17 protein-coding genes are annotated in these 19,024 nt (G+C 36.0%); 2 read left to right on the forward strand and 15 right to left on the reverse strand.

All coding sequences use genetic code 11. From position 1 onward, the window contains the following. Nucleotides 1-10: 10 nt before the first annotated feature. From MKX39_RS13475 to MKX39_RS13490, 4 genes are all read right to left on the reverse strand, one after another. Nucleotides 11-1,048, reverse strand: coding sequence for a LacI family DNA-binding transcriptional regulator (locus tag MKX39_RS13475; protein WP_340763110.1), 1,038 nt, complete (start codon nt 1,046-1,048; stop codon nt 11-13). 34 nt (nt 1,049-1,082) lie between these two features. Beyond that, nucleotides 1,083-1,925 (reverse strand): carbohydrate ABC transporter permease, encoded by an 843-nt coding sequence (locus tag MKX39_RS13480; RefSeq protein WP_093537720.1) that lies wholly within the window; start codon nt 1,923-1,925, stop codon nt 1,083-1,085. Further along, a complete protein-coding gene (locus MKX39_RS13485; RefSeq protein ID WP_093537719.1) occupies nt 1,926-2,870 on the reverse strand; it encodes a carbohydrate ABC transporter permease in 945 nt (314 codons plus the stop codon). 75 nt (nt 2,871-2,945) lie between these two features. Further along, a complete protein-coding gene (locus MKX39_RS13490) occupies nt 2,946-4,235 on the reverse strand; it encodes an ABC transporter substrate-binding protein (protein ID WP_340763111.1) in 1,290 nt (429 codons plus the stop codon). Nucleotides 4,236-4,786: 551 nt separating this feature from the next. On the opposite strand from MKX39_RS13490, the gene MKX39_RS13495 reads away from it, so the two are divergent. Beyond that, the gene (locus tag MKX39_RS13495; RefSeq protein WP_340769828.1) at nt 4,787-7,819 is read left to right on the forward strand and encodes an efflux RND transporter permease subunit; all 3,033 of its coding nucleotides are present in this window, start codon (nt 4,787-4,789) and stop codon (nt 7,817-7,819) included. A gap of 78 nt (nt 7,820-7,897) precedes the next feature. On the opposite strand, the gene MKX39_RS13500 is transcribed toward MKX39_RS13495, so the two are convergent. The 4 genes from MKX39_RS13500 to MKX39_RS13515 all read right to left on the reverse strand — a co-directional run bounded on the left by MKX39_RS13500 (nt 7,898) and on the right by MKX39_RS13515 (nt 10,731). Then, nucleotides 7,898-8,107, reverse strand: coding sequence for a hypothetical protein (locus MKX39_RS13500; protein ID WP_093537716.1), 210 nt, complete (start codon nt 8,105-8,107; stop codon nt 7,898-7,900). 395 nt (nt 8,108-8,502) lie between these two features. After that, complete coding sequence (locus MKX39_RS13505; RefSeq protein ID WP_340769829.1) at nt 8,503-9,180, reverse strand: DUF3169 family protein; 678 nt, start codon at nt 9,178-9,180, stop codon at nt 8,503-8,505. Continuing rightward, the gene (locus MKX39_RS13510; RefSeq protein WP_340769830.1) at nt 9,180-9,383 is read right to left on the reverse strand and encodes a helix-turn-helix transcriptional regulator; all 204 of its coding nucleotides are present in this window, start codon (nt 9,381-9,383) and stop codon (nt 9,180-9,182) included. Before MKX39_RS13510 ends, MKX39_RS13505 begins: the two co-directional genes overlap by 1 nt. A 169-nt stretch (nt 9,384-9,552) precedes the next feature. Next, nucleotides 9,553-10,731 (reverse strand): NupC/NupG family nucleoside CNT transporter, encoded by a 1,179-nt coding sequence (locus MKX39_RS13515; protein ID WP_340763116.1) that lies wholly within the window; start codon nt 10,729-10,731, stop codon nt 9,553-9,555. Between the two features lie 547 nt (nt 10,732-11,278). Between MKX39_RS13515 and MKX39_RS13520 the strand changes: the two genes are divergently transcribed. Next, nucleotides 11,279-11,728: a YehR family lipoprotein gene (locus MKX39_RS13520; protein ID WP_340769831.1), complete on the forward strand. Its 450-nt coding sequence runs from the start codon at nt 11,279-11,281 to the stop codon at nt 11,726-11,728. Between the two features lie 75 nt (nt 11,729-11,803). On the opposite strand, the gene sstT is transcribed toward MKX39_RS13520, so the two are convergent. The 7 genes from sstT to MKX39_RS13555 all read right to left on the reverse strand — a co-directional run bounded on the left by sstT (nt 11,804) and on the right by MKX39_RS13555 (nt 18,558). Then, complete coding sequence (gene sstT, locus MKX39_RS13525; protein WP_340771448.1) at nt 11,804-13,042, reverse strand: serine/threonine transporter SstT; 1,239 nt, start codon at nt 13,040-13,042, stop codon at nt 11,804-11,806. A 242-nt stretch (nt 13,043-13,284) separates the two neighbouring features. Continuing rightward, nucleotides 13,285-13,773: a gamma-type small acid-soluble spore protein gene (locus tag MKX39_RS13530; RefSeq protein ID WP_340769832.1), complete on the reverse strand. Its 489-nt coding sequence runs from the start codon at nt 13,771-13,773 to the stop codon at nt 13,285-13,287. 156 nt (nt 13,774-13,929) lie between these two features. After that, nucleotides 13,930-14,328 carry a hypothetical protein gene (locus tag MKX39_RS13535; RefSeq protein ID WP_340769833.1) on the reverse strand — a complete coding sequence of 133 codons (399 nt, stop codon included), beginning with the start codon at nt 14,326-14,328 and terminating at the stop codon, nt 13,930-13,932. A gap of 301 nt (nt 14,329-14,629) precedes the next feature. After that, the gene (locus tag MKX39_RS13540; RefSeq protein ID WP_340769834.1) at nt 14,630-15,433 is read right to left on the reverse strand and encodes an ABC transporter ATP-binding protein; all 804 of its coding nucleotides are present in this window, start codon (nt 15,431-15,433) and stop codon (nt 14,630-14,632) included. After that, nucleotides 15,433-16,470 (reverse strand): FecCD family ABC transporter permease, encoded by a 1,038-nt coding sequence (locus tag MKX39_RS13545; RefSeq protein ID WP_340769835.1) that lies wholly within the window; start codon nt 16,468-16,470, stop codon nt 15,433-15,435. Before MKX39_RS13545 ends, MKX39_RS13540 begins: the two co-directional genes overlap by 1 nt. After that, nucleotides 16,467-17,507 (reverse strand): FecCD family ABC transporter permease, encoded by a 1,041-nt coding sequence (locus MKX39_RS13550; protein WP_093537707.1) that lies wholly within the window; start codon nt 17,505-17,507, stop codon nt 16,467-16,469. Before MKX39_RS13550 ends, MKX39_RS13545 begins: the two co-directional genes overlap by 4 nt. Beyond that, complete coding sequence (locus MKX39_RS13555) at nt 17,500-18,558, reverse strand: iron-siderophore ABC transporter substrate-binding protein (protein WP_340769836.1); 1,059 nt, start codon at nt 18,556-18,558, stop codon at nt 17,500-17,502. The genes MKX39_RS13550 and MKX39_RS13555 overlap by 8 nt, the downstream gene beginning before the upstream one ends. Nucleotides 18,559-19,024 lie beyond the last annotated feature (466 nt).

Below are 19,024 nucleotides of genomic sequence, written 5' to 3' on the forward strand. Positions count from 1 at the left end.
CACCCTTCATTTATCGTTTTTTCGTTACTTCTTCTACGGTACCCGAAGAATTCCTGATTACTAGTTCTGGATCTACGAGTGACGGCCTTAAACCTGTTACTCCATTTATCAAATCGTTTAACTTTATCGCTGCCAATCTACCAATTTTCTGTTTATCCTGCTTAATAGTAGTAAGAGCAGGCTCCATATAACGACAAGCCTCTACATCATCACAACCTAGCACTTGAATATCCTGAGGAATTCGAAGTCCATAATCTTTAATCGCTCTCATTGCACCTAGAGCCATCATATCGGATGCGGCAATAATTGCTTTTGGCAAAGATTCACCTTGAAGTATTATTTCCATTGCTTCGTATCCACTAGATTCAAAAAAGTTACCGTGTTTAATCCATTGTGGTTGCGCTGTCATCCCAAATTGACTCATTGTCTGTAAAAATCCTTCTAATCGCTGATTCGATATATCAGAGCTGTCCTTCCCTGCAATATAACCAACATCTCTAATAGAGTTCAAATATAAGTATTCCACTGCAAGCTGTGATACTTTAAAGTTATCTGTCATGACGTAACTAGAATTTTCCCCAGTCAACTCAAGGTCTATCCCTAGACAAGGTATATCACTTTTATCTAACTCTGAAACGGCTTCCTCTACTTCTTCCCCTGCAATTATCAAACAGCCATCTAAACGATAATGCCGAGACCTTGCAAGATAATCTACACTGTCCTTATCGAACATTTCATTGGAAAAAATGATAATATCATAGCCCATCGCACCAAGTGTTTTTTGAAAAGATGAAATTACCTCATTGAAAAAAGGATGGTTAAACTCTACATTTATCTTCCCTGCATAGATCAGTCCGATTAGGCTGGATTTTTTCGTTGCAAGTGATCGAGCAGAAAAAGTAGGTTGATAGCCAGTTTTATCAATAACCTCTAATACTTTACGCTTTGTTAGTTCACTTACACCATCGTAGTTGTTAATCACTTTAGAGACGGTCCCCCTAGAGACACCCGACATCTGAGCAATATCACGTATAGTTAAAGTCGTCATTTTACATCCCTCATATTCCATGTGCTGACCGCAATTATTTAACCGATCCCTCGGCAATACTAGATATAAATAGTTTATTGAATAACAAGAACACTATTAGAAGTGGTATTGTAGCCCAAAATACGCCAGATAACAACATACCGAAATCTACTTTAAATTGAGTGTTTAATGATGCTAAAGCAACTTGAATTGTATAGGATTCAGGGTCTCGAAGCACCGTAAACTGCCATAAGAACTCTCCCCAAACCGAGGTGAACACAATAATTCCTAGTGTTGCAAAAGCAGGTAAAATGATAGGTAATACAATACTACGGTATATTCTGAAAATCGAACAACCATCTAATCTTGCTGCTTCGATCAATTCATCTGGTACCGATTCGCTGACATATTGTCTCATTAGAAATATCCCTAATGGATTTAGGAAAAATAATACCATCGCTGCAAATAAATTATCCAATAATCCTGCTTTGGCCACTAACAAATACTGTGGTATTAATCCAAGTTGCGGCGGAATGATGATAGTGAACAATATAGCGAAGAATAGAATATTTTTCCCTGGAAATTTCAGTTTAGAAAATGCAAAACCAGCTAGTGAACTTATCAGTAACACGACAATCGTTACCGTAAGACAAACGATTAATGTATTGAACATCGACTGGAAAAATGGAATCATATCTAATACTTTTTGGAAATTTTCCTTTAACTGATCACCTGGAACCATTGCTGGAGGTATCGAATTATATGCAGAGCTATGTCTCGTTGACATAACAAACATCCAGTAAAAAGGGAATAACGAAAAGAGCGATATTACCGTTAAAAACAAGTACATTCCTATACGCCCAATGCCCCACTTTTTAGTACCAACATCACCTTTCATCTATGTTTCCCTCCTATCCCTTCCAAGCCTTTTTGTCAGTAACATATTAATTGCAGATGCAACTACGATGAATAACAATAGAACAATAGCAGCTGCAGATGCTGTCCCGAAGGAAGATAACTTAAAGGCATCTCGATATAAATACATAACAACTGTCATTGCTTCATCCCTTGAAAATGCGGTGTTACCTAAAAACACTGTTGGCTCCGTAAACAATTGCATCGCTCCAACTGTCGAAAAGAAGACAGTCAATATTATAAATGGTTTTAATAACGGAATCGTAATATATCGAAGTTGTTGGAAGATGCTAGCGCCGTCTATTTTTGATGCTTCATACAACTCATTTGGAATACTTTGCATCCCTGCTAAGTAAATAATGGTGTTGTATCCAAGCCAACGCCAAAAAACCATCGTAGAGATCGCAATTTTCGCACCCCATTCAGAGGTCTTCCAGCTCACTGGATCAAAACCAAATAATCCAATAATATAATTCACTAACGCTGTTTCATTATTACTAAAAAACACACTAAATACTAAAGCAACCGCTACCATAGAAGTGATATATGGCATGAATATTGTGACCCGGAAAAAGGCTTTAAATCGTAAATAAGATAGGTTCAATAAAAATGCTAGTATCAATCCAATTACGAGCTGAGGAGCAGTACCCATCAGTCCAAGGATGACGGTATTATAAACAGATTTCCAAAATAGCGGGTCACTTAGTATTACTTGAAAGTTATTTAACCCGACAAACTCCATTTCCCCCATACCGTTCCATTTCTGAAAAGCGAGGATTAAACTAAAAATTGCCGGATAAAGACCAATTATCGCAAATATGATAAAGAATGGGGATATATATAAATACCCTGAAAGCATCTCTTTCATATCTTGGGATGAAAAACCTTTCCTTCGTTTTTTTTGCTGTTTTTCATCTAAAGAAACCATACACTCGTCCCCCTACCTACATACAGAGTATATCCGGCGGTTATACCCGCCGAATATGTTAAACCTTTTCTGAACTTAGCGATCTAGTTTAGTTTTAATACGTTCAATCGCTTCCGTCCATTCTTTCTCCGGATCAGCACCAGCCTGTGAGTTAACTAAAGCAGCAAGGATTTCATCGTGAACGCTTGTATAATCCTTACCTTTATATACTTTTCCAATCTTTTGTGCAGATTGAGCAAATACTGTTTGTGTGGACTGTCCACCAAAATACTCATCGCTCGCTTCTTTAAATTCAGCCATATCATATACAGCAGGAGCAGAAGGGAAAAGACCATTGTTCTTGAATGATTTCAATTGATTTTCAGGTGAAACTAGCCATTTTACAAATTCATATGCTTCTTCTGCATGCTTTGTTTCTTTAGGAATTGAAATGTAAGAACCACCCCAGTTTCCACTGTATTCCGTCGGTAATGTAGCAATACTAAATTTTCCAGCAGCATCAGGCGCATTTGATTCCATCCACCCTTTGAACCAAGCAGCTCCTAATTCAACAGCAAAGTCGCCATTATTCACACCATTTGCCCATTCAGCGGACCACATTGCATAATTTCCAACTAAACCAAGCTCATTCATATCGATCGCTAAGTCATATGCTTCTTTAACGCCGTTGCCGCTTTCATCTATCATTAAATTTCCTTCTGCGTCAAAATAACTTTCCTCTAACGCATCTAGTTGCGCACGGTACATCATTTCCATACTAGCAACCATTGGTTTACCAGTTTTTTCTTTAATTTTTATAGCAGCATCCTTAAAATCTTTTGGAGTTGCGATTAAAGCAGAAACTTCTTCTGGATCTGTAGGTAATCCTGCTTCTTCAAATATATCTAATCTGTAGTAAAGGCCTTTTGGACCAATATCCGTTGGAAGACCCATTAAGAACTCTCCATTATCATTTTCAGCAATTTCCCATTTCCAGTCCAAATACTCTCCTTTAATATCCTTCGCACCCATATCGTATAAATTCACAAAACGATCTTGCGCATCACGGAAACGATCCAATTGGTCAAGCTCAAGTGCTGCTATATCTGGTGCCCCACTACCAGCAGATAGAGCTGTAAATAAGTTATTATGATGATCAGCAGTTTCTGATGTTTTTATTTTAATTTTGATATTTTCATTTTGTTTTTCATATTCTTTTACAAGTTCTTCATAACCAGTAGCACCGAACATCCAAAAGTTAAGCGTAACTTGTTCCTTGCCATCTGCTTTTTTACCTGAATCATCAGTTGATGAATCGGAACATGCTGCAACGAATAACACAAACAATATGGATAATGAAGCGATTAGTAGTTTTTTTAGTTTCATTATGATTTCCCCCTGAATTTTAATAGTTTACTAGTATTCATACAATAAAACCCCTTTACTCCAAACCGCCCTCCCATCTTATAATTAATCCCATCAAGCTCGCATCTTCGGTGTCATTACAATCATCTTATTTATAGAAACCGGTTTCCATAAAGGTTAAAAAAATAGGAAATAAACCAAATTTCTATATATAAAAGCGCTTTCAATTTCCATTATAATCTAATTTTAAATAAAATCAATTAGTTTTTTGAAAATTCTTATAAACCGGTTTCCATATTATTTATTCTATGTATGGAAGTTTTCAAACATACCTTCTTTTTATCCTTTCTTTAAAGTAACCTACTTAGGTTTTACTACACCTCAAGCCCTAGACTAATTTCTATCCAAAGTTCAATGCAGAATCCTACCCTCTTTTATACAATTAACTGGTAACCAAACCAGTCTTAGGAAGGAGCGCACCTGGTAAATCAGTATAAATTGTCTTAAAGCCTTAGATTTTAGCATTTTTCTATTTTGATTCACAGGCAATTAACCTAGGAGGAAACTTTACTATGTCATTATTTACAAAATGGGCTTTCGGGAACAAAGCGGCAGTGGCAGTACTAACTGTATTAATACTAGTTATAGGGGTTGTAAGTTATTTTAGACTGCCTATGGAATTTCTACCAACAGCGGATAATCCTCAAGTAACTATTATTTCCATGAGCCAAGGGATTGATTCTAAAACGATGGAGTCTGAGGTGACCCTCCCAATTGAGAGATCAGTTACAGGATTAAATGGTAAAACGTCAGTCTTTTCAACAACAGGCGATGGATTTTCAAAAGTAGATCTGTTTTTCGAGGCAGGATATGATATGAAGCAGGCAAAGTTAGATGTTCAAGATGCTTTAAATGGGATATCCTTGCCTCCCTATATATCTAAGCCAATTATTTCACAGCTTAACACTTCGATGATTCCAATTGTTAATATTGCCGTTACTTTTGAAGAGGGTTTAACTGAAGAAAATAAGGAGTTTGCACGAAACAAACTACAGTCCATGTACCAAGAGATAAAAGGGGTCTCTAACGTAGATGTATATGGGATAACCAATTCCGTCATTTCTGTTGTCATTGATGATGAAAAACTATCCGAAAATCAAATTCCACTTCAGTCCATTGTAGGGATTATTCAAGGTCAAAATATTTCTGTCACAATCGGCGAAAAAATAATAGACGGTAAAACAAGCAATATTAAAGTAATCGGAGATCTTACAAGTCTAGATGAATTAAAAGCTCTTCCGATTACACCTGAAATAGCTTTGGGAGATATCTCTACTATTGAGGAAACGAATGATTCAAACTTCGTTAGTCGATTTAACGGGATGGATAGCTTAGATATTAGTATTACAAAAGATAGTCAATCCAACGCGGTTACGATTAGCAAGGAGATTGAAAAAGTAACAAAAGAAATAAATGAAAAGTTTGAGCAACAGGAATCTGTCATTTATATTTCTTCCTCCGACTTGGTAGAGAATTCTGTTCACACGATGATAAAAGAGGTACTTCTTGGTGCACTTTTTGCAACGATTATAATCATGCTCTTTTTACGAAATATACGCTCTACATTTATTACAATCGTATCGATTCCATTGTCTCTTTGCTTTACATTATTCTTACTATCATGGTCCGGTGTAACATTAAACATCTTAACTCTAGGTGGCGTCGCTGTTGCAGTGGGTCGACTTGTAGATGATAGTATTGTAGTCATTGAAAATATTTTCCGCAAAATGCAATCCGAAAAATTCTCTATACAAATGATTATTGATGCAACTAAGCAAGTAGGAGTCGCAATAACTGCTTCCACATTAACAACAGTAGCGGTTTTCCTGCCAATGAGTTTGTTAAATGGTGGACTTCAAGAATTCCTTTTACCATTTGCTTTAACCGTAACCTATTCATTACTCGCCTCTTTAATCGTTGCATTGACAGTTGTCCCTCTGATGAGTGCGGGATTATTGAAGAACGCTAAGATTCCTGAGCATAAGCCCGCAGTTCGTTTCCCTAAATTGGTTACTTGGTCTTTAAACCATAAATGGATCGTGTTTTCGGTTTCTCTCCTTCTCTTCGTTGGGTCTATTGGAGCTTACTTCGCCATTCCTAAAGGGGCTGTGGATAGTTCTTCCGCTGACTATGTAATTGTCACACTGGCTTACCCAATTGATACACCAATGGAAACAGTGAAGGAAAAAACCTTTGAACTGGAATCCTCTATTCTTGCAATGGAAGAGGTTCAACACATATTTACTCAAATTGGTTCTCCTCCTGAAGCAGCTCATTATGGGTGGGTCGGTTCTTCCACAGAAGCAACTTTCAGCATCTTTCTAGAGGATAAAAAGAACACCGACTTTCTAGTGAAAGAAATGGAAATTCAAAAAAAACAATATTCAGATGCAAAGTTTGAAGTAAGCACTGCTTCATTTATGATGGGTGGAGCTAGTCCAAATATAACAATTGATATTATCGGAGAAAGTATAATTGAATTAGAGAAGGTAGCAACCGAAATTATAGAGAAGGTAGATAGATTAGAGGGTGTAGAGGAAGTTACGACTAACCAAGATGAAAAGAAAACTGTTCACTCCCTAATAGTTGATCCTTCTAAAGGCAATACAGAACAAATTGCATCCCAGTTAGCAGTACTATTAAACAAAACACCGATAGGAACAGTTAGTATAAATGACAAGCAAAAATCTGTAATTCTGGAACCTCTTCTGGATACCGTAACACCCGATGAGCTAAAAGATATTCCTGTCATGACCCATGAAGGAATAGCCCCAGTCTCTTCCGTTGCGACTTTACAAAGTGAGGAACGCTCTACCAACCAGATTCATAAAGACGGGGATGCATACCTTCGAGTAACCGCATCTGTTGATCCTTCCAAGCTTTCCGAAATTGCAACAGCAGTTAACTTAGCAATATTCGGGGACCAAGACAATACAGGTATGGATATCCCTGAAAATGTTGAGGTATTAATAGGTGGTTCAAGTAGTCAACAAGCGGAAGATTTTACAGATTTATTCCTAATCATGCTTGTTTCCATTGGGATTGTGTTCCTAATAATGGTCATTACTTTCAAGTCTATCAAAGCTCCTATTGCCATTCTTTGCTCACTACCTTTAGCTGCAATAGGCGCTATTTTAGGAATTCTTATCAGTCGTATTTCCTTAGATATTACTGCCCTTCTTGGTGCATTAATGCTTATAGGTATCGTTGTAACCAATGCGATCGTACTGTTAGATCGCGTGAAACAAAACGAGCAGAAAATGATTATACGAGATGCGCTTGTAGAGGCAGCCGCTACGAGAATGAGACCGATCTTCATGACAGCCATTGCAACCATTTGTGCAATGCTTCCTCTATTGCTGAAAAAAGCTGAAACAGGAAGCCTAGTATCACAAAGTCTTGCTATTGTTGTTATTGGTGGGTTGGCTATGGCTACCCTGCTTACATTAATAGTAATACCATGTATATATGAATTATTATATTTTAGAAAGTCTAGAAAACAACGCGTTAAACAGATTTCCAATGAGGACACCTCTGTAGAATAAAGTTATTATAACGAAAATAAACAGATCATAGCACCAGCTATGATCTGTTTATTTGTTAATTATAAAATCCTCATTACCTTATCGCGAAGGTCTAGCTTCTTGACAATTAGAGCATTTTTTTTGATTACTAGCTTTAAACTTTGTAAATGTTTTTTCAAAGTTCGTTCCACATGAACATTTGAATAGTAGTTTTTGTGAGTAACCTACGTATTCTTTTGAAAGTAATGTACTTTCTGAATTTTTACTAACATAATTTCTTATTTCATCTATCGTCCATTTTTTATTCATATTGACACCTCCGATTGCGATATTATTTAAGTATAAGAAGAAGCATCGTCAACCTTCTGTTCAACAAGATTCATGAATCCTAAATCTACCTCAATGAGTTATTATACCATCACTTATAGGCTCCTTGTACAACATTTCAGTAAAATGTTGTTTTTAATATACTTATGTGCTATACTAATCTTCTAGTAAGAAATAAGTTTGACATCGATACTATCGATTATTATTTTAGTCGACATTAATGGGTGCCAAACCCGCAGGAGTTCTTTAGGAACAAAGAATTCTTTAGAAAAAAAGCATTATCTCCTTGGAGGTAGTGCTTTTTTTATTGCCTAGATTAATGTAATTCTTTTGAAGGAATTATAATCTTTTTTCCTAAAGGGAATTAAACATTAAAATCATTTATTTCGAATGGAAAAACAATACTTCCCATTTACAATGATTAATACTAAACTCATTACAATAATAGAGAATAGTTGAGATTGATCTGTCGAAATGGAATAGAAAGTAGAAAGCACAATACCAATGAGTAGACCAACATTCAGTAAATTATAGGATTTATAAAACCCAATTAACATGACATGTTTTTCACCTTCATCCGAAATTTCTAACAGTTTTTCTGCATACTTGGAATCAGATAAATTGGGGATATTTCGTTCTGGGTATACTAATTGGATTAAGTTGGTCATGAATATTGTGAACAAATAACTTAGAATCATTGTAGCGATGGCAATGATTGTTAAAACTATACTTTGTAATGTAATTACTGTTGTACACAAGACCAACACGGAGAGTACAATACTAGACTGCACTAGAAATGAGTAATCTGCAAATTTTTTATAGATCAATAAATCTACTTCATCTTCTTCATCCCCTTTAGCATCCGTGTTATACAGTTTTTTTACTTCCCAATATAATTTTAAGCTAACACCTAACAATATAATAATGATACCGATTAAAGTTATCACTATAACTTCGGCATACTCCATAAGATCTATAGTGAAATTATTGAGCATAAGTATAGCGACAACAAACCCTATTACTGCACAAAGCAGTACTTGTATCACTGTTTTCATTATAATTCATCCTCCTCGATTAGAAATATACTTTCCACCGGTTCATTGAACACACGTGCAAGTCGAGCAGCAATTAGTAAAGATGGTATTAGTTCTTCTCGTTCTATTAAACTAATTGTTTGTCTGGAAACTTTAGTAAGCTTTGCAAGTTGTGTTTGGTTCAACCCATCACGTGCCCTTAGTTCCCTCATTCGAGTTTTCATAAGGAATCCCCTTTCTTCATAATAGCGTAACAAAAACACGTCATAATGACAAGTATATTAGTCAAATTGACTAATAATTAATACAAAAAATCTCCTAATCATAATTGCTTAGGAGGTTTTTTGCTCATTCTTTATAAGACTAATTTCTTTGAAAACGTGAAATTTTTATTTATAAGATAAAACTTACAATAATCGCTGTTAATACACTTACTAATGTTGCGCCGTATAACAGTTTCAAGCCCATACGTGCTACAACATTCCCTTGTTTTTCATGAAGACCTTTTACAGCACCAGAAATAATCCCAATAGAAGAGAAGTTTGCAAACGAAACAAGGAACACGGAAATAATTCCGATTGATCGTTCACTTAGATTTGATGCTAAATCATTTAATGAAAGCATCGCTACAAATTCGTTTGTAACTAGTTTGGTAGCCATAATACCACCAGCTGTTACTGACTCTGAAACAGGAATACCCATTAAAATTGCAAATGGAGCAAAGATATATCCAATAATTTCTTGGAATGAAATTCCTAATACCATATCAAATAAGGTATTTACTCCTGCCATAAGTGCAACGAATCCGATTAACATCGCCGCTACTACGATTGCAACCTTAAATCCATCCATAATATATTCGCCCAACATTTCAAAGAAGCTCTGTTTTTCTTCTTGAACAACGAGGATATCTTCTTCTTCAGTGACCTTGTATGGATTAATAATAGAAGCAATGATGAATCCACCAAATAGATTAACCACGATAGCCGTCACGACATATCTCGGTTCCACCATTGTCATATAAGCCCCAACAATAGACATCGATACGGTAGACATCGCTGATGCACATAGTGTATACAGACGTTGAGACGATAATTGTCCAAGCTGCTTTTTCACCGTGATAAATACTTCCGATTGGCCAACAATAGCAGATGCTACCCCATTGTATGACTCTAATTTACCCATGCCGTTTACTTTACTTATTCCCCAGCCCAACCACTTCATAATGAAAGGAAGAACTTTAATATACTGTAGAATACCAATTAGCATTGATATGAATACGATTGGAAGTAAAACATTTAAGAAGAAAGGAGCTTGTCCTTCATTCGCAATGCCACCAAATACAAAGCTGATTCCTTCATTCGCAAAATCTAGCAATTTTGTAAATACGGCTGCAATCCCCTCAATAACAATTAATCCAAACTTAGTATTCAGTAATATAAAAGACAAAACTAATTGCAAAATAAGCATCTGGATAATTGGTCTGATTTTAATTCCTTTACGATTGCTACTTGCAACCCAAGCAAGTCCCAGAACAACAATTAAGCCCACGATTGAGATTATATAATTCATTGTATGCCTCCACAAAGATGTATTCTTATAAGGTTGAACGTCTGACAACCTTCTCACTTACTTATTAAGTATACCTTCATTATTCCTGATGTCCAAATACAATGTTTGCAAGTAGAGAAAGTAAAAGTATATTTTATGTAAGCGTTCACTATTTTGTAACACTATATACGCTATCATTAGAATTCACCTCTCAAAAAATTATTTATATCGCCTTGAAAAAAGGCGTAGAATAACAATTTCAAGCTTTTTTTATTTTTTACAAAAATACAACAAAAAAAGTTTAAGATACCTATTTATAGGGTATTTTTTCTTATAAACTAAAAAAAGTTTAGGTGAATAGAAGGGTATTAAAACCAATTTAAGAGAAACTAAGAAAAAAGGAGATGTTAACTGCAGGGAAATAAAACATTATTAATTTATATCATCTTCATTTTTCTAGAAATGCTATTTTAAAAAATCAGTTCTGCTTTCTTTTCGGCATCATATTATGGTTAATAATGGTATTTAAAATTTTATACTAAATTATACATACACGAGGAGTGTAACAATGAAAAAATTAACTGGATTTATCATTATTATGGTTTTAGCTCTATTTTTAACAGCATGTGGAAGTGAGTCTACTAGAACATTTGAATTAGAACAAAATGGTGTTATTACCACGATGGTATACACAACTAAAGGCGATAAAGTTACTAAACAATCGACCGAAAACATTATCCAATATGATTTAGCGGGTATTCCTTCCAAAGAAGAAGCACAAGAGCTTTTTGCTCCACTTGTAGAACAATTTCAAGACATTGATGGAATAACACATAAACTAGAATATGAGGATACGAAAGCTATTGAAACGTTAACTATAGATTATGAGGTTGCAGAATACGATGACATAAAGAGCTTACCGGGGATGGAGTTTACCGAAGATCCTAAAGATAAAGGCGTGAGTATGAAAAAGTCTCTTGAAATATTAGAAAGTCAAGGATTTAAAGAAGTAAAATAAATGTATTAGTATTAAAAAGCCACGATTTCCGAATCATCTCGGTAATCGTGGCTTTTTAGATTTAATTATATCATTTTAAGAATTCACACTAACTACTTTAGTTTTACCTTCTCTGCGCTCTTTCGCATGCTGAGCCGTAGCTGTGAACAGTACGTCAGATGAAGAATTCAAAGCAGTTTCGCAGGAATCTTGTACAACACCAATGATAAACCCAACCCCAACTACTTGCATAGCAATATCATTAGGAATGCCAAATAAATTACATGCTAATGGGATAAGTAGCAATGATCCCCCTGCAACACCTGATGCACCTGCTGCAGAGACAGCTGCAACGACAACAAGCATAAGAGAAGTCACAAAATCTACTTCAAAACCTAATGTATTTACAGTTGCTAGAGTTAGAACAGCAATCGTCACTGCTGCGCCAGCCATGTTAATAGTAGCACCTAGAGGAATTGATACTGCATAAGTATCCTCATCTAAGCCAAGTTTTTCACATAGTTTCATATTTACTGGAATATTTGCTGCAGAACTACGTGTAAAGAACGCCGTAATACCACTTTCTCTTAAAACCATTAGAACAATTGGATAAGGATTTTTTCTCGTATAGATATACACAATTATTGGATTCACTACAAGTGCGATAAACACCATACACCCAACTAATATTAATAGTAATCTACCATAATCAGCTAAAGCCGAAAGACCACTTGTTACAATTGCATCAAATACAAGCCCCATAATACCAAGTGGTGCTAAATTGATCACCCATTGTACTATTTTAGTGATAGCATCCGAAAAATTACCTAACATATCTTTTGTATGTTGATTTGCATTTTTTAGTGCAAAGCCAAGAACAATCGCCCACATTAATATCCCTAAATAGTTAGCATTTACTACTGCATCAATTGGATTAGCAACTAGGTTAAATAGTAAGGTCTCAATAACTTCAGCAATACCTTCAGGGGGAGTTAGTTCTTCTACTCCTGTTGTAAGCGTTAGTGTAACTGGGAATAGAAAACTTGCTACTACAGCCACTGCTCCGGCAAGTAATGTACCAATAGCATAAAGGCCAAGAATTGATTTCATATTCGTCTTTTTACCACTCTTATGTACAGCAATTGCGTGCATTACTATAAATAATACTAATATCGGCGCAACTGCTTTTAATGCTCCGACAAACAAAGAGCCAAAAATAGAAATCCAACTTGCGCCAGTTGGAACGGCTAAAGCTAAGATAACACCGACAATAATACCGATAACAATCCTTTTTACTAAACTCATTTGATTCCATTTAGCTAATAAATTCTTCATCATACTATCCCCCATAGTTTTCTCCCTTTAGAAAGAAATACAAAATTCAATTTCCCCATTAAAATAATATGTACTTATTTTAACTTTAAGTAGACTGATATTTTATTTTAGCACAAATTTTTAGAATCTTGCATTGTTATTTTTTGTTACAACTTTTTGAGCTTCTTTTGTAAACCAGGTATTTTTAAACCAATAAAAAATGACGGGAGTGTTTAGGCTCCCATCAAAATTTTAGTTATATATTATTTCTTAAAATTATTTGCGTTTTGTTGTGCTTTACTGTTAGCTTGAGCATTTTGTTGTTTCACTTCTTGCACATTTGTTTGACGCTCTTTTGATACGCCAAATTCTGATCCAAATTCGCTAGACATGTTTTGAGATCCAGCTTGTCCTGCTTTTTGATTTGCTTGAGCATTTTGTTGTTTCACTTCTTGCACATTTGTTTGACGCTCTTTTGATACGCCAAATTCCGATCCAAATTCGCTAGACATGTTTTGAGATCCAGCTTGTCCTGCTTTTTGATTTGCTTGAGCATTTTGTTGTCTCACTTCTTGGGCATTTGTTTGACGTTCTTTTGATACGCCAAATTCTGATCCAAATTCAAACTTATTTTGTGAAGCACCTTGTCCATTTTGTTGTGCTTTTTGATTTGCTTGAGCATTTTGCTTTCTAACTTCTTCTGCATTTGTTTGAGCTGCATTCGGAACGTTATTGTTATTGTTGTTTGCCATTGTTCTTCACCTCCAAAAATTATGATTGCCATAACGGAGGTAATTATTATTAGCAAATATTGGATATGCTATTTTACATTAACAATACATTCTCTTTCATGTTCCGGTAATAATATGTAACAATGTATAAAAAATTTCCCTTCACGGAAGGATTGGTTAAGCTTTTATACCTAAAGAGGAATATCCATTTTCCATGATCTTCTGCACATTGCTTAGTTCATTTGCAAACAAAGTAAATGCCTCCTCATCATGTTGATCGAGTGATTCATTCACTTTAAAATTCAAATGCATCATTTTTAACTCTAAATCCATAAGGGAGCAAATTCTGCCTTCCTTACTAAGCTCTTCCATATCATCCACTTGAATAAGAAATTGAAACTCTCCATTGACAGTCACTAAAAAATGCCACCCAAGAGAATCATCGTACTTTTGCTCATCTATTATCGTCCATACATCACTTGGATGGAACTCAATTATATGTTTATGCTTTTGTCCTGGACAGCAACAGCTTACTTCATGCTGAAACATTTCTAGTATTATAAAATTTTCATTCATAAGATGTTCCTCCCTCGTTATTGGTTTGCACTGAAAGACCTTGTTCATACAATACGGTTCTTTGTATTATCTTAAAGCGGAAATTAAATGATAATGAGAATCACTTTCATTTACTATTGTATAGGATGATTATTGACCTCGTCAATTCATTTAATAGATAACCTTTAAAATTGATGAATCATTAAGAAAACAAAAAAGACCAGAAGTTAGTTCTTCTGGTCTTCTCACTTATATTTAAATTACATCATTTCGAAAATGAGGATGAACAAAACATCGTCATAAGGACTGTTCACTCGTAAATTTAACTTTTTACATGGTAGCGGCCTTTAGGTATAACTAAAGGTGTATCGGAAATTGGATCTTGGATCACAACACAATTCAAGTCAAAAATAGATTTTACTAAGTCACTTGTTATGATGTCCGAAGGTTTTCCTTCTGCGACAAGCTCACCTTTATGGAGCGCAAAGATATAATCTGCATAACGAGCAGATAAGTTGATATCATGCAGCACCATAACGATGGTAGTCCCATACTTTTCATTAAGGCTCGTTAGTAAATCTAAAATTTCTACCTGATAGGTGATATCTAGAAATGTTGTTGGTTCATCTAATAGTAAAATATCCGTTTGCTGTGCAAGAGCCATGGCTATCCATACTCGCTGCCTTTGACCACCGGATAGCTCGTCAATATCAAGATTAGCAAACTCCGTAATGTTCATAAAATCCATTGCTTCCTCAACTGCCTCATAGTCCTTCTTAGACCATCCACTAAACAAGGATTGATGTGGAAATCTTCCTCTTCCAACTAAATCGGCAACTGTAATTCCTTCCGGTACAACAGGTGATTGTGGAAGAATACCTAAAATCCGTGCTAATTGCTTAGGTGGGTATTTGTTTATCGCTTTTCCGTCAAGCGTTACATCACCTTCTGATGGCTTTATGAGCTTTGCTATCGTTTTAAGAAGTGTAGATTTTCCACAACCATTTGCGCCAATAATTACACTTATTTTATTTTTAGGTATTTCAAGGTCAATTCCTTGAATAATTGTTTTATTGTCATAGCCGGAAAACAATTTATCGGCTCGAAAACTGTGTGTGTTCCCCATTACAATTCTCCTTTTCGGTTCATACGGATTAGTAAATATATTAAGTATGGTGCCCCTAGTAATCCTGTGATAACACCTACAGGAAATCTATACTCAAATGCAAATTGTCCAATAAGATCGGCAATTAGAACAAGATTGACCCCTACTAACCCTGCTGGAAGAATATTAGATGAGCTAACACCAACTAGTCGATTTGCGATTGGCCCTGCTAAAAATGATACAAAAGCAATTGGTCCCGTTGTTGCTGTAGCAATTGCAATCATAAAGACAGAACTGACTATTAGAATAATCCGTAGTCTATCGGTTGAAACACCTAGGGAAGAAGCCATTTGCTCACCAAGCTCTAAAATGCCTAATTGCTTCCCAAATATAATAATTATTGGCGTGAAAAGTAATACAACGATTATTAATGGAGGCAACTCACTCATCTTGGAGCCATTCAAACTGCCTCCAAGCCATCTGATTGCTCCAGCTATATCTTGTTGAGCACTCTTCAGGAGTAAAAAAGAAATGACAGCATCTAACATAGCTTGAATCGCAATACCGATAATGATTATGCGACCGATGGAAAATGTTCCCCCGCGAGCTAATAAATACATAACAATTACCGTTGCTAAACCACCAATGACGGCTGCAATAGATATAGTCGAGTTGCTCGTATGCAATACAGTTATACAAAATACTGCTGCTACACTTGAGCCCGATGTAATCCCCAAAATATTTGGATTTGCTAATGGATTTCGCAGCATCGTTTGGAAGACATAGCCTCCAACACCAAAAGCAAATCCTGCAAATACCCCTGCGAGCATTCGTGGAAGTCGAATTGTATTCACCGCAAAATTGGCTCCAGAAATCTCTTCGCCCAATAGGGTCCGCACAACAATATGTACTGGATAAATTGTATTGCCGAGCAGCAACATAGCAGAACTAAGTACTACAGCTAAAATGACGAGGAGCGTCGTAACAAAAAGCCATCGCAGTCTTCTCTGACGCATCCCTTGCATAATAAAATTAACTTCAACAGATTGATTTTTCATAATGACCGCACTTTCGATTTCTTAGCTAATATGATAAGTATAGGTGCACCAATAAACGCAGTTAGAATACCAACTTCAAGCTCTCCTGGACTAGCAATCAGTCGGCCAACAACATCTGAAAACGTCAAAATGATGGCCCCTGCTAATGCCGACATCGGTATTAAAAAGCGTAAATCTGGTCCAATAACAAAACGCATAGCGTGTGTTGCCAACAGACCGATAAATCCAATTGGACCTGCTAAAGCAGTAGCAGCTCCACACAAAACAACTCCGGCAATGATGGCAAAAGCACGTAATATACCAGGGCGTACTCCTAAACTAGTCGCAACATCATCCCCTAAGGCTAATGCATTTAAAGCAGGTGCGGAAATAAACGCTATTAAAAGCCCAACGATAAGAAACGGGAGGAAAATCTTGATAGAATCCCAATTTCCTGATCCAACGCTTCCCACCTGCCAAAATCTAAACTGATCCTGAGCATAAGCGCTTGGAATAATAATTGCGGTGACAAGCGAAGAAAGAGCTGCACTAGTTGCAGCTCCTGCTAGGAGTAACTTAATAGGCGTAGCACCACCACGCCCCATGGAACCAATTCCAAACACGAAAACTGCTGTAATGCTCGCTCCGATTAAAGCTAACCAAATATATTCCCCTGCTGTTGTGATGTTAAAAAGTGTAATACCTATTACAACAAATAACGTGGCACCTGTGTTCACCCCTAAAATACTAGGGTCTGCTAATGGATTACGTGTTACGGCTTGCATCAACACACCTGCAATTCCTAAAGCAACACCACAGCACAAACTAAAGACCGTGCGGGAAATTCGTTTGCGCACTACGTTGGCTCCATAAGAATCTTGGTTTGTATAAAATAAGCCGTCCATCAGCTCTTGATAACTTACAACTCTTGCCCCTAACATAAGCGAGGAGACGATGCTAACAATCAACAAGATGATTGCAATCACCAAAATGAGCGTAAAATGCTTTGGCAAATGTAAATCTAATTGCTTCTTTTTGGAATCAGTGGTGCTATTCATTGATCTTGTCTATAGCTCCTCCGATTAGTTCTAAATACTCGTCAATCGTATACGCGATTGAAAGTGGGTTTGGAGTTCCTGCCGCTACTAATGGTGTATCACTTGTGATAAATGCTACAGAACCTCTTTCAACAGCCGGAATTTTACCAAGTAAAGGATCTGCTTTGATAGTATTGTATAATTCCTCATCACCATATCCTACAATAATATCTGCATCAAACAACGCTTCTACATTTTCCGTACTTAAGTTTAATGAATAACTTTTTGGATCTGTGATTAATGAGGAAATACTTTCAGGAGCCGTTAGCCCTAATTCTTCTAAAAATGCTACACGTGAATCCACTGGTGTATAAATGTGTAATTGCGATAAATCCTGCGCAGAGAAATTCACCCAAACAACTTTTTTACCTTCGATTTGTGGATAAGCGCTTAATTTTTCAGCGATTAAATTTTCCGTATCTTTAATCAGTTGTTCGCCTTCTTCTTTCATCCCCATACCTGCCGCATTCAATTCAACCTGCTCGCGCCATGTAGTAGTCCATGCTGATGTTGGATATGCTACAACTGGTGCAATTTGTGTTAATGTTTCATATTCTTCTTCTGTAATACCTGAGTATGCAGCAAGGATAACGTCTGGATTTGCATCTGAAATCGCTTCAAAATCTAACCCATCTGTATCTTGAAACACGTTTGGATCTGTAGCTCCAAGTTCATCTAATTTTTCTTTTGTCCATGGTAGTAAACCACTATCATCTTGAACGCCAAAGTTTGCTGCTGAAAAACCAACTGGCACAACACCTAGGGCTAAAGAGATATCATGGTTTGCCCATTGTATAGTTACAATACGCTCGGGTTTGCTTTCAAGTACTGCCTCTCCTAAAGCGTGTTTAATTGTCATTGGGTATTCTGTTTCTGCTGCTGTTTCATTTGAAGTATCTGAATCCTTTTTATCTACTTCTTTAGTTGTTGAATCATCTGAACATCCTACTAATACTAAAACTGCAAAAAAAGCCATTGCAAGCATTAGTAATAAAGATTTTTTGTTTTGCATATGTAACCCTTCCTCTTCTATAAAATTATCAACTCTTATTAAAAAGTATAATTTCTATTAATACGTAAATATAATTATATGCAATGAAATAAGACTGATTATCATTCTCATTTAAATTTAATGTTATTTTAACCTCCTGTCAATATATATTTTTAGATAATTTTTAATAATAAATATCTCCAGATGCTTTTTAAGCTTTAACAATATTATCTTTATGAAATGTATTTCCCCTTAAATAACGTTCCATCAAAAAAACCTCCAAATATAATAATTTGAAGGTTTAAAACGTGGGGTCTTAGATGCTATTTTTAACTGGAATAACGCACACTTTTTTTTAATTTTCCTTGTTCTTCACATAAAAGTAAGCAGTAATCCATGTAGGACAAAGAAAAAAAGCATCCTGATAGATGGATGCCTGTAGCTAGTGTCTCTTCGTGAATGTTCCTTACTTATGTGAGCGTTACTA

It is taken from the genome of Psychrobacillus sp. FSL K6-1464 (assembly GCF_038003145.1).
GTDB lineage: Bacteria > Bacillota > Bacilli > Bacillales_A > Planococcaceae > Psychrobacillus > Psychrobacillus psychrotolerans.

Bases quoted from the DNA above. Each gene is read 5' to 3' on its own strand.
- MKX39_RS13505 (WP_340769829.1), bottom strand. From the start codon at position 9,180: ATGAAAACAGTGATACAAGTACTGCTTTGTGCAGTAATAGGGTTTGTT.
- MKX39_RS13495 (WP_340769828.1), top strand. From the start codon at position 4,787: ATGTCATTATTTACAAAATGGGCTTTCGGGAACAAAGCGGCAGTGGCA.
- MKX39_RS13490 (WP_340763111.1), bottom strand. From the start codon at position 4,235: ATGAAACTAAAAAAACTACTAATCGCTTCATTATCCATATTGTTTGTG.
- MKX39_RS13510 (WP_340769830.1), bottom strand. From the start codon at position 9,383: ATGAAAACTCGAATGAGGGAACTAAGGGCACGTGATGGGTTGAACCAA.
- MKX39_RS13550 (WP_093537707.1), bottom strand. From the start codon at position 17,507: ATGAATAGCACCACTGATTCCAAAAAGAAGCAATTAGATTTACATTTG.
- MKX39_RS13530 (WP_340769832.1), bottom strand. From the start codon at position 13,773: ATGGCAAACAACAATAACAATAACGTTCCGAATGCAGCTCAAACAAAT.
- sstT (WP_340771448.1), bottom strand. From the start codon at position 13,042: ATGAAGAATTTATTAGCTAAATGGAATCAAATGAGTTTAGTAAAAAGG.
- MKX39_RS13475 (WP_340763110.1), bottom strand. From the start codon at position 1,048: ATGACGACTTTAACTATACGTGATATTGCTCAGATGTCGGGTGTCTCT.
- MKX39_RS13515 (WP_340763116.1), bottom strand. From the start codon at position 10,731: ATGAATTATATAATCTCAATCGTGGGCTTAATTGTTGTTCTGGGACTT.
- MKX39_RS13535 (WP_340769833.1), bottom strand. From the start codon at position 14,328: ATGAATGAAAATTTTATAATACTAGAAATGTTTCAGCATGAAGTAAGC.
- MKX39_RS13500 (WP_093537716.1), bottom strand. From the start codon at position 8,107: ATGAATAAAAAATGGACGATAGATGAAATAAGAAATTATGTTAGTAAA.
- MKX39_RS13480 (WP_093537720.1), bottom strand. From the start codon at position 1,925: ATGAAAGGTGATGTTGGTACTAAAAAGTGGGGCATTGGGCGTATAGGA.
- MKX39_RS13520 (WP_340769831.1), top strand. From the start codon at position 11,279: ATGAAAAAATTAACTGGATTTATCATTATTATGGTTTTAGCTCTATTT.
- MKX39_RS13485 (WP_093537719.1), bottom strand. From the start codon at position 2,870: ATGGTTTCTTTAGATGAAAAACAGCAAAAAAAACGAAGGAAAGGTTTT.
- MKX39_RS13540 (WP_340769834.1), bottom strand. From the start codon at position 15,433: ATGGGGAACACACACAGTTTTCGAGCCGATAAATTGTTTTCCGGCTAT.
- MKX39_RS13545 (WP_340769835.1), bottom strand. From the start codon at position 16,470: ATGAAAAATCAATCTGTTGAAGTTAATTTTATTATGCAAGGGATGCGT.
- MKX39_RS13555 (WP_340769836.1), bottom strand. From the start codon at position 18,558: ATGCAAAACAAAAAATCTTTATTACTAATGCTTGCAATGGCTTTTTTT.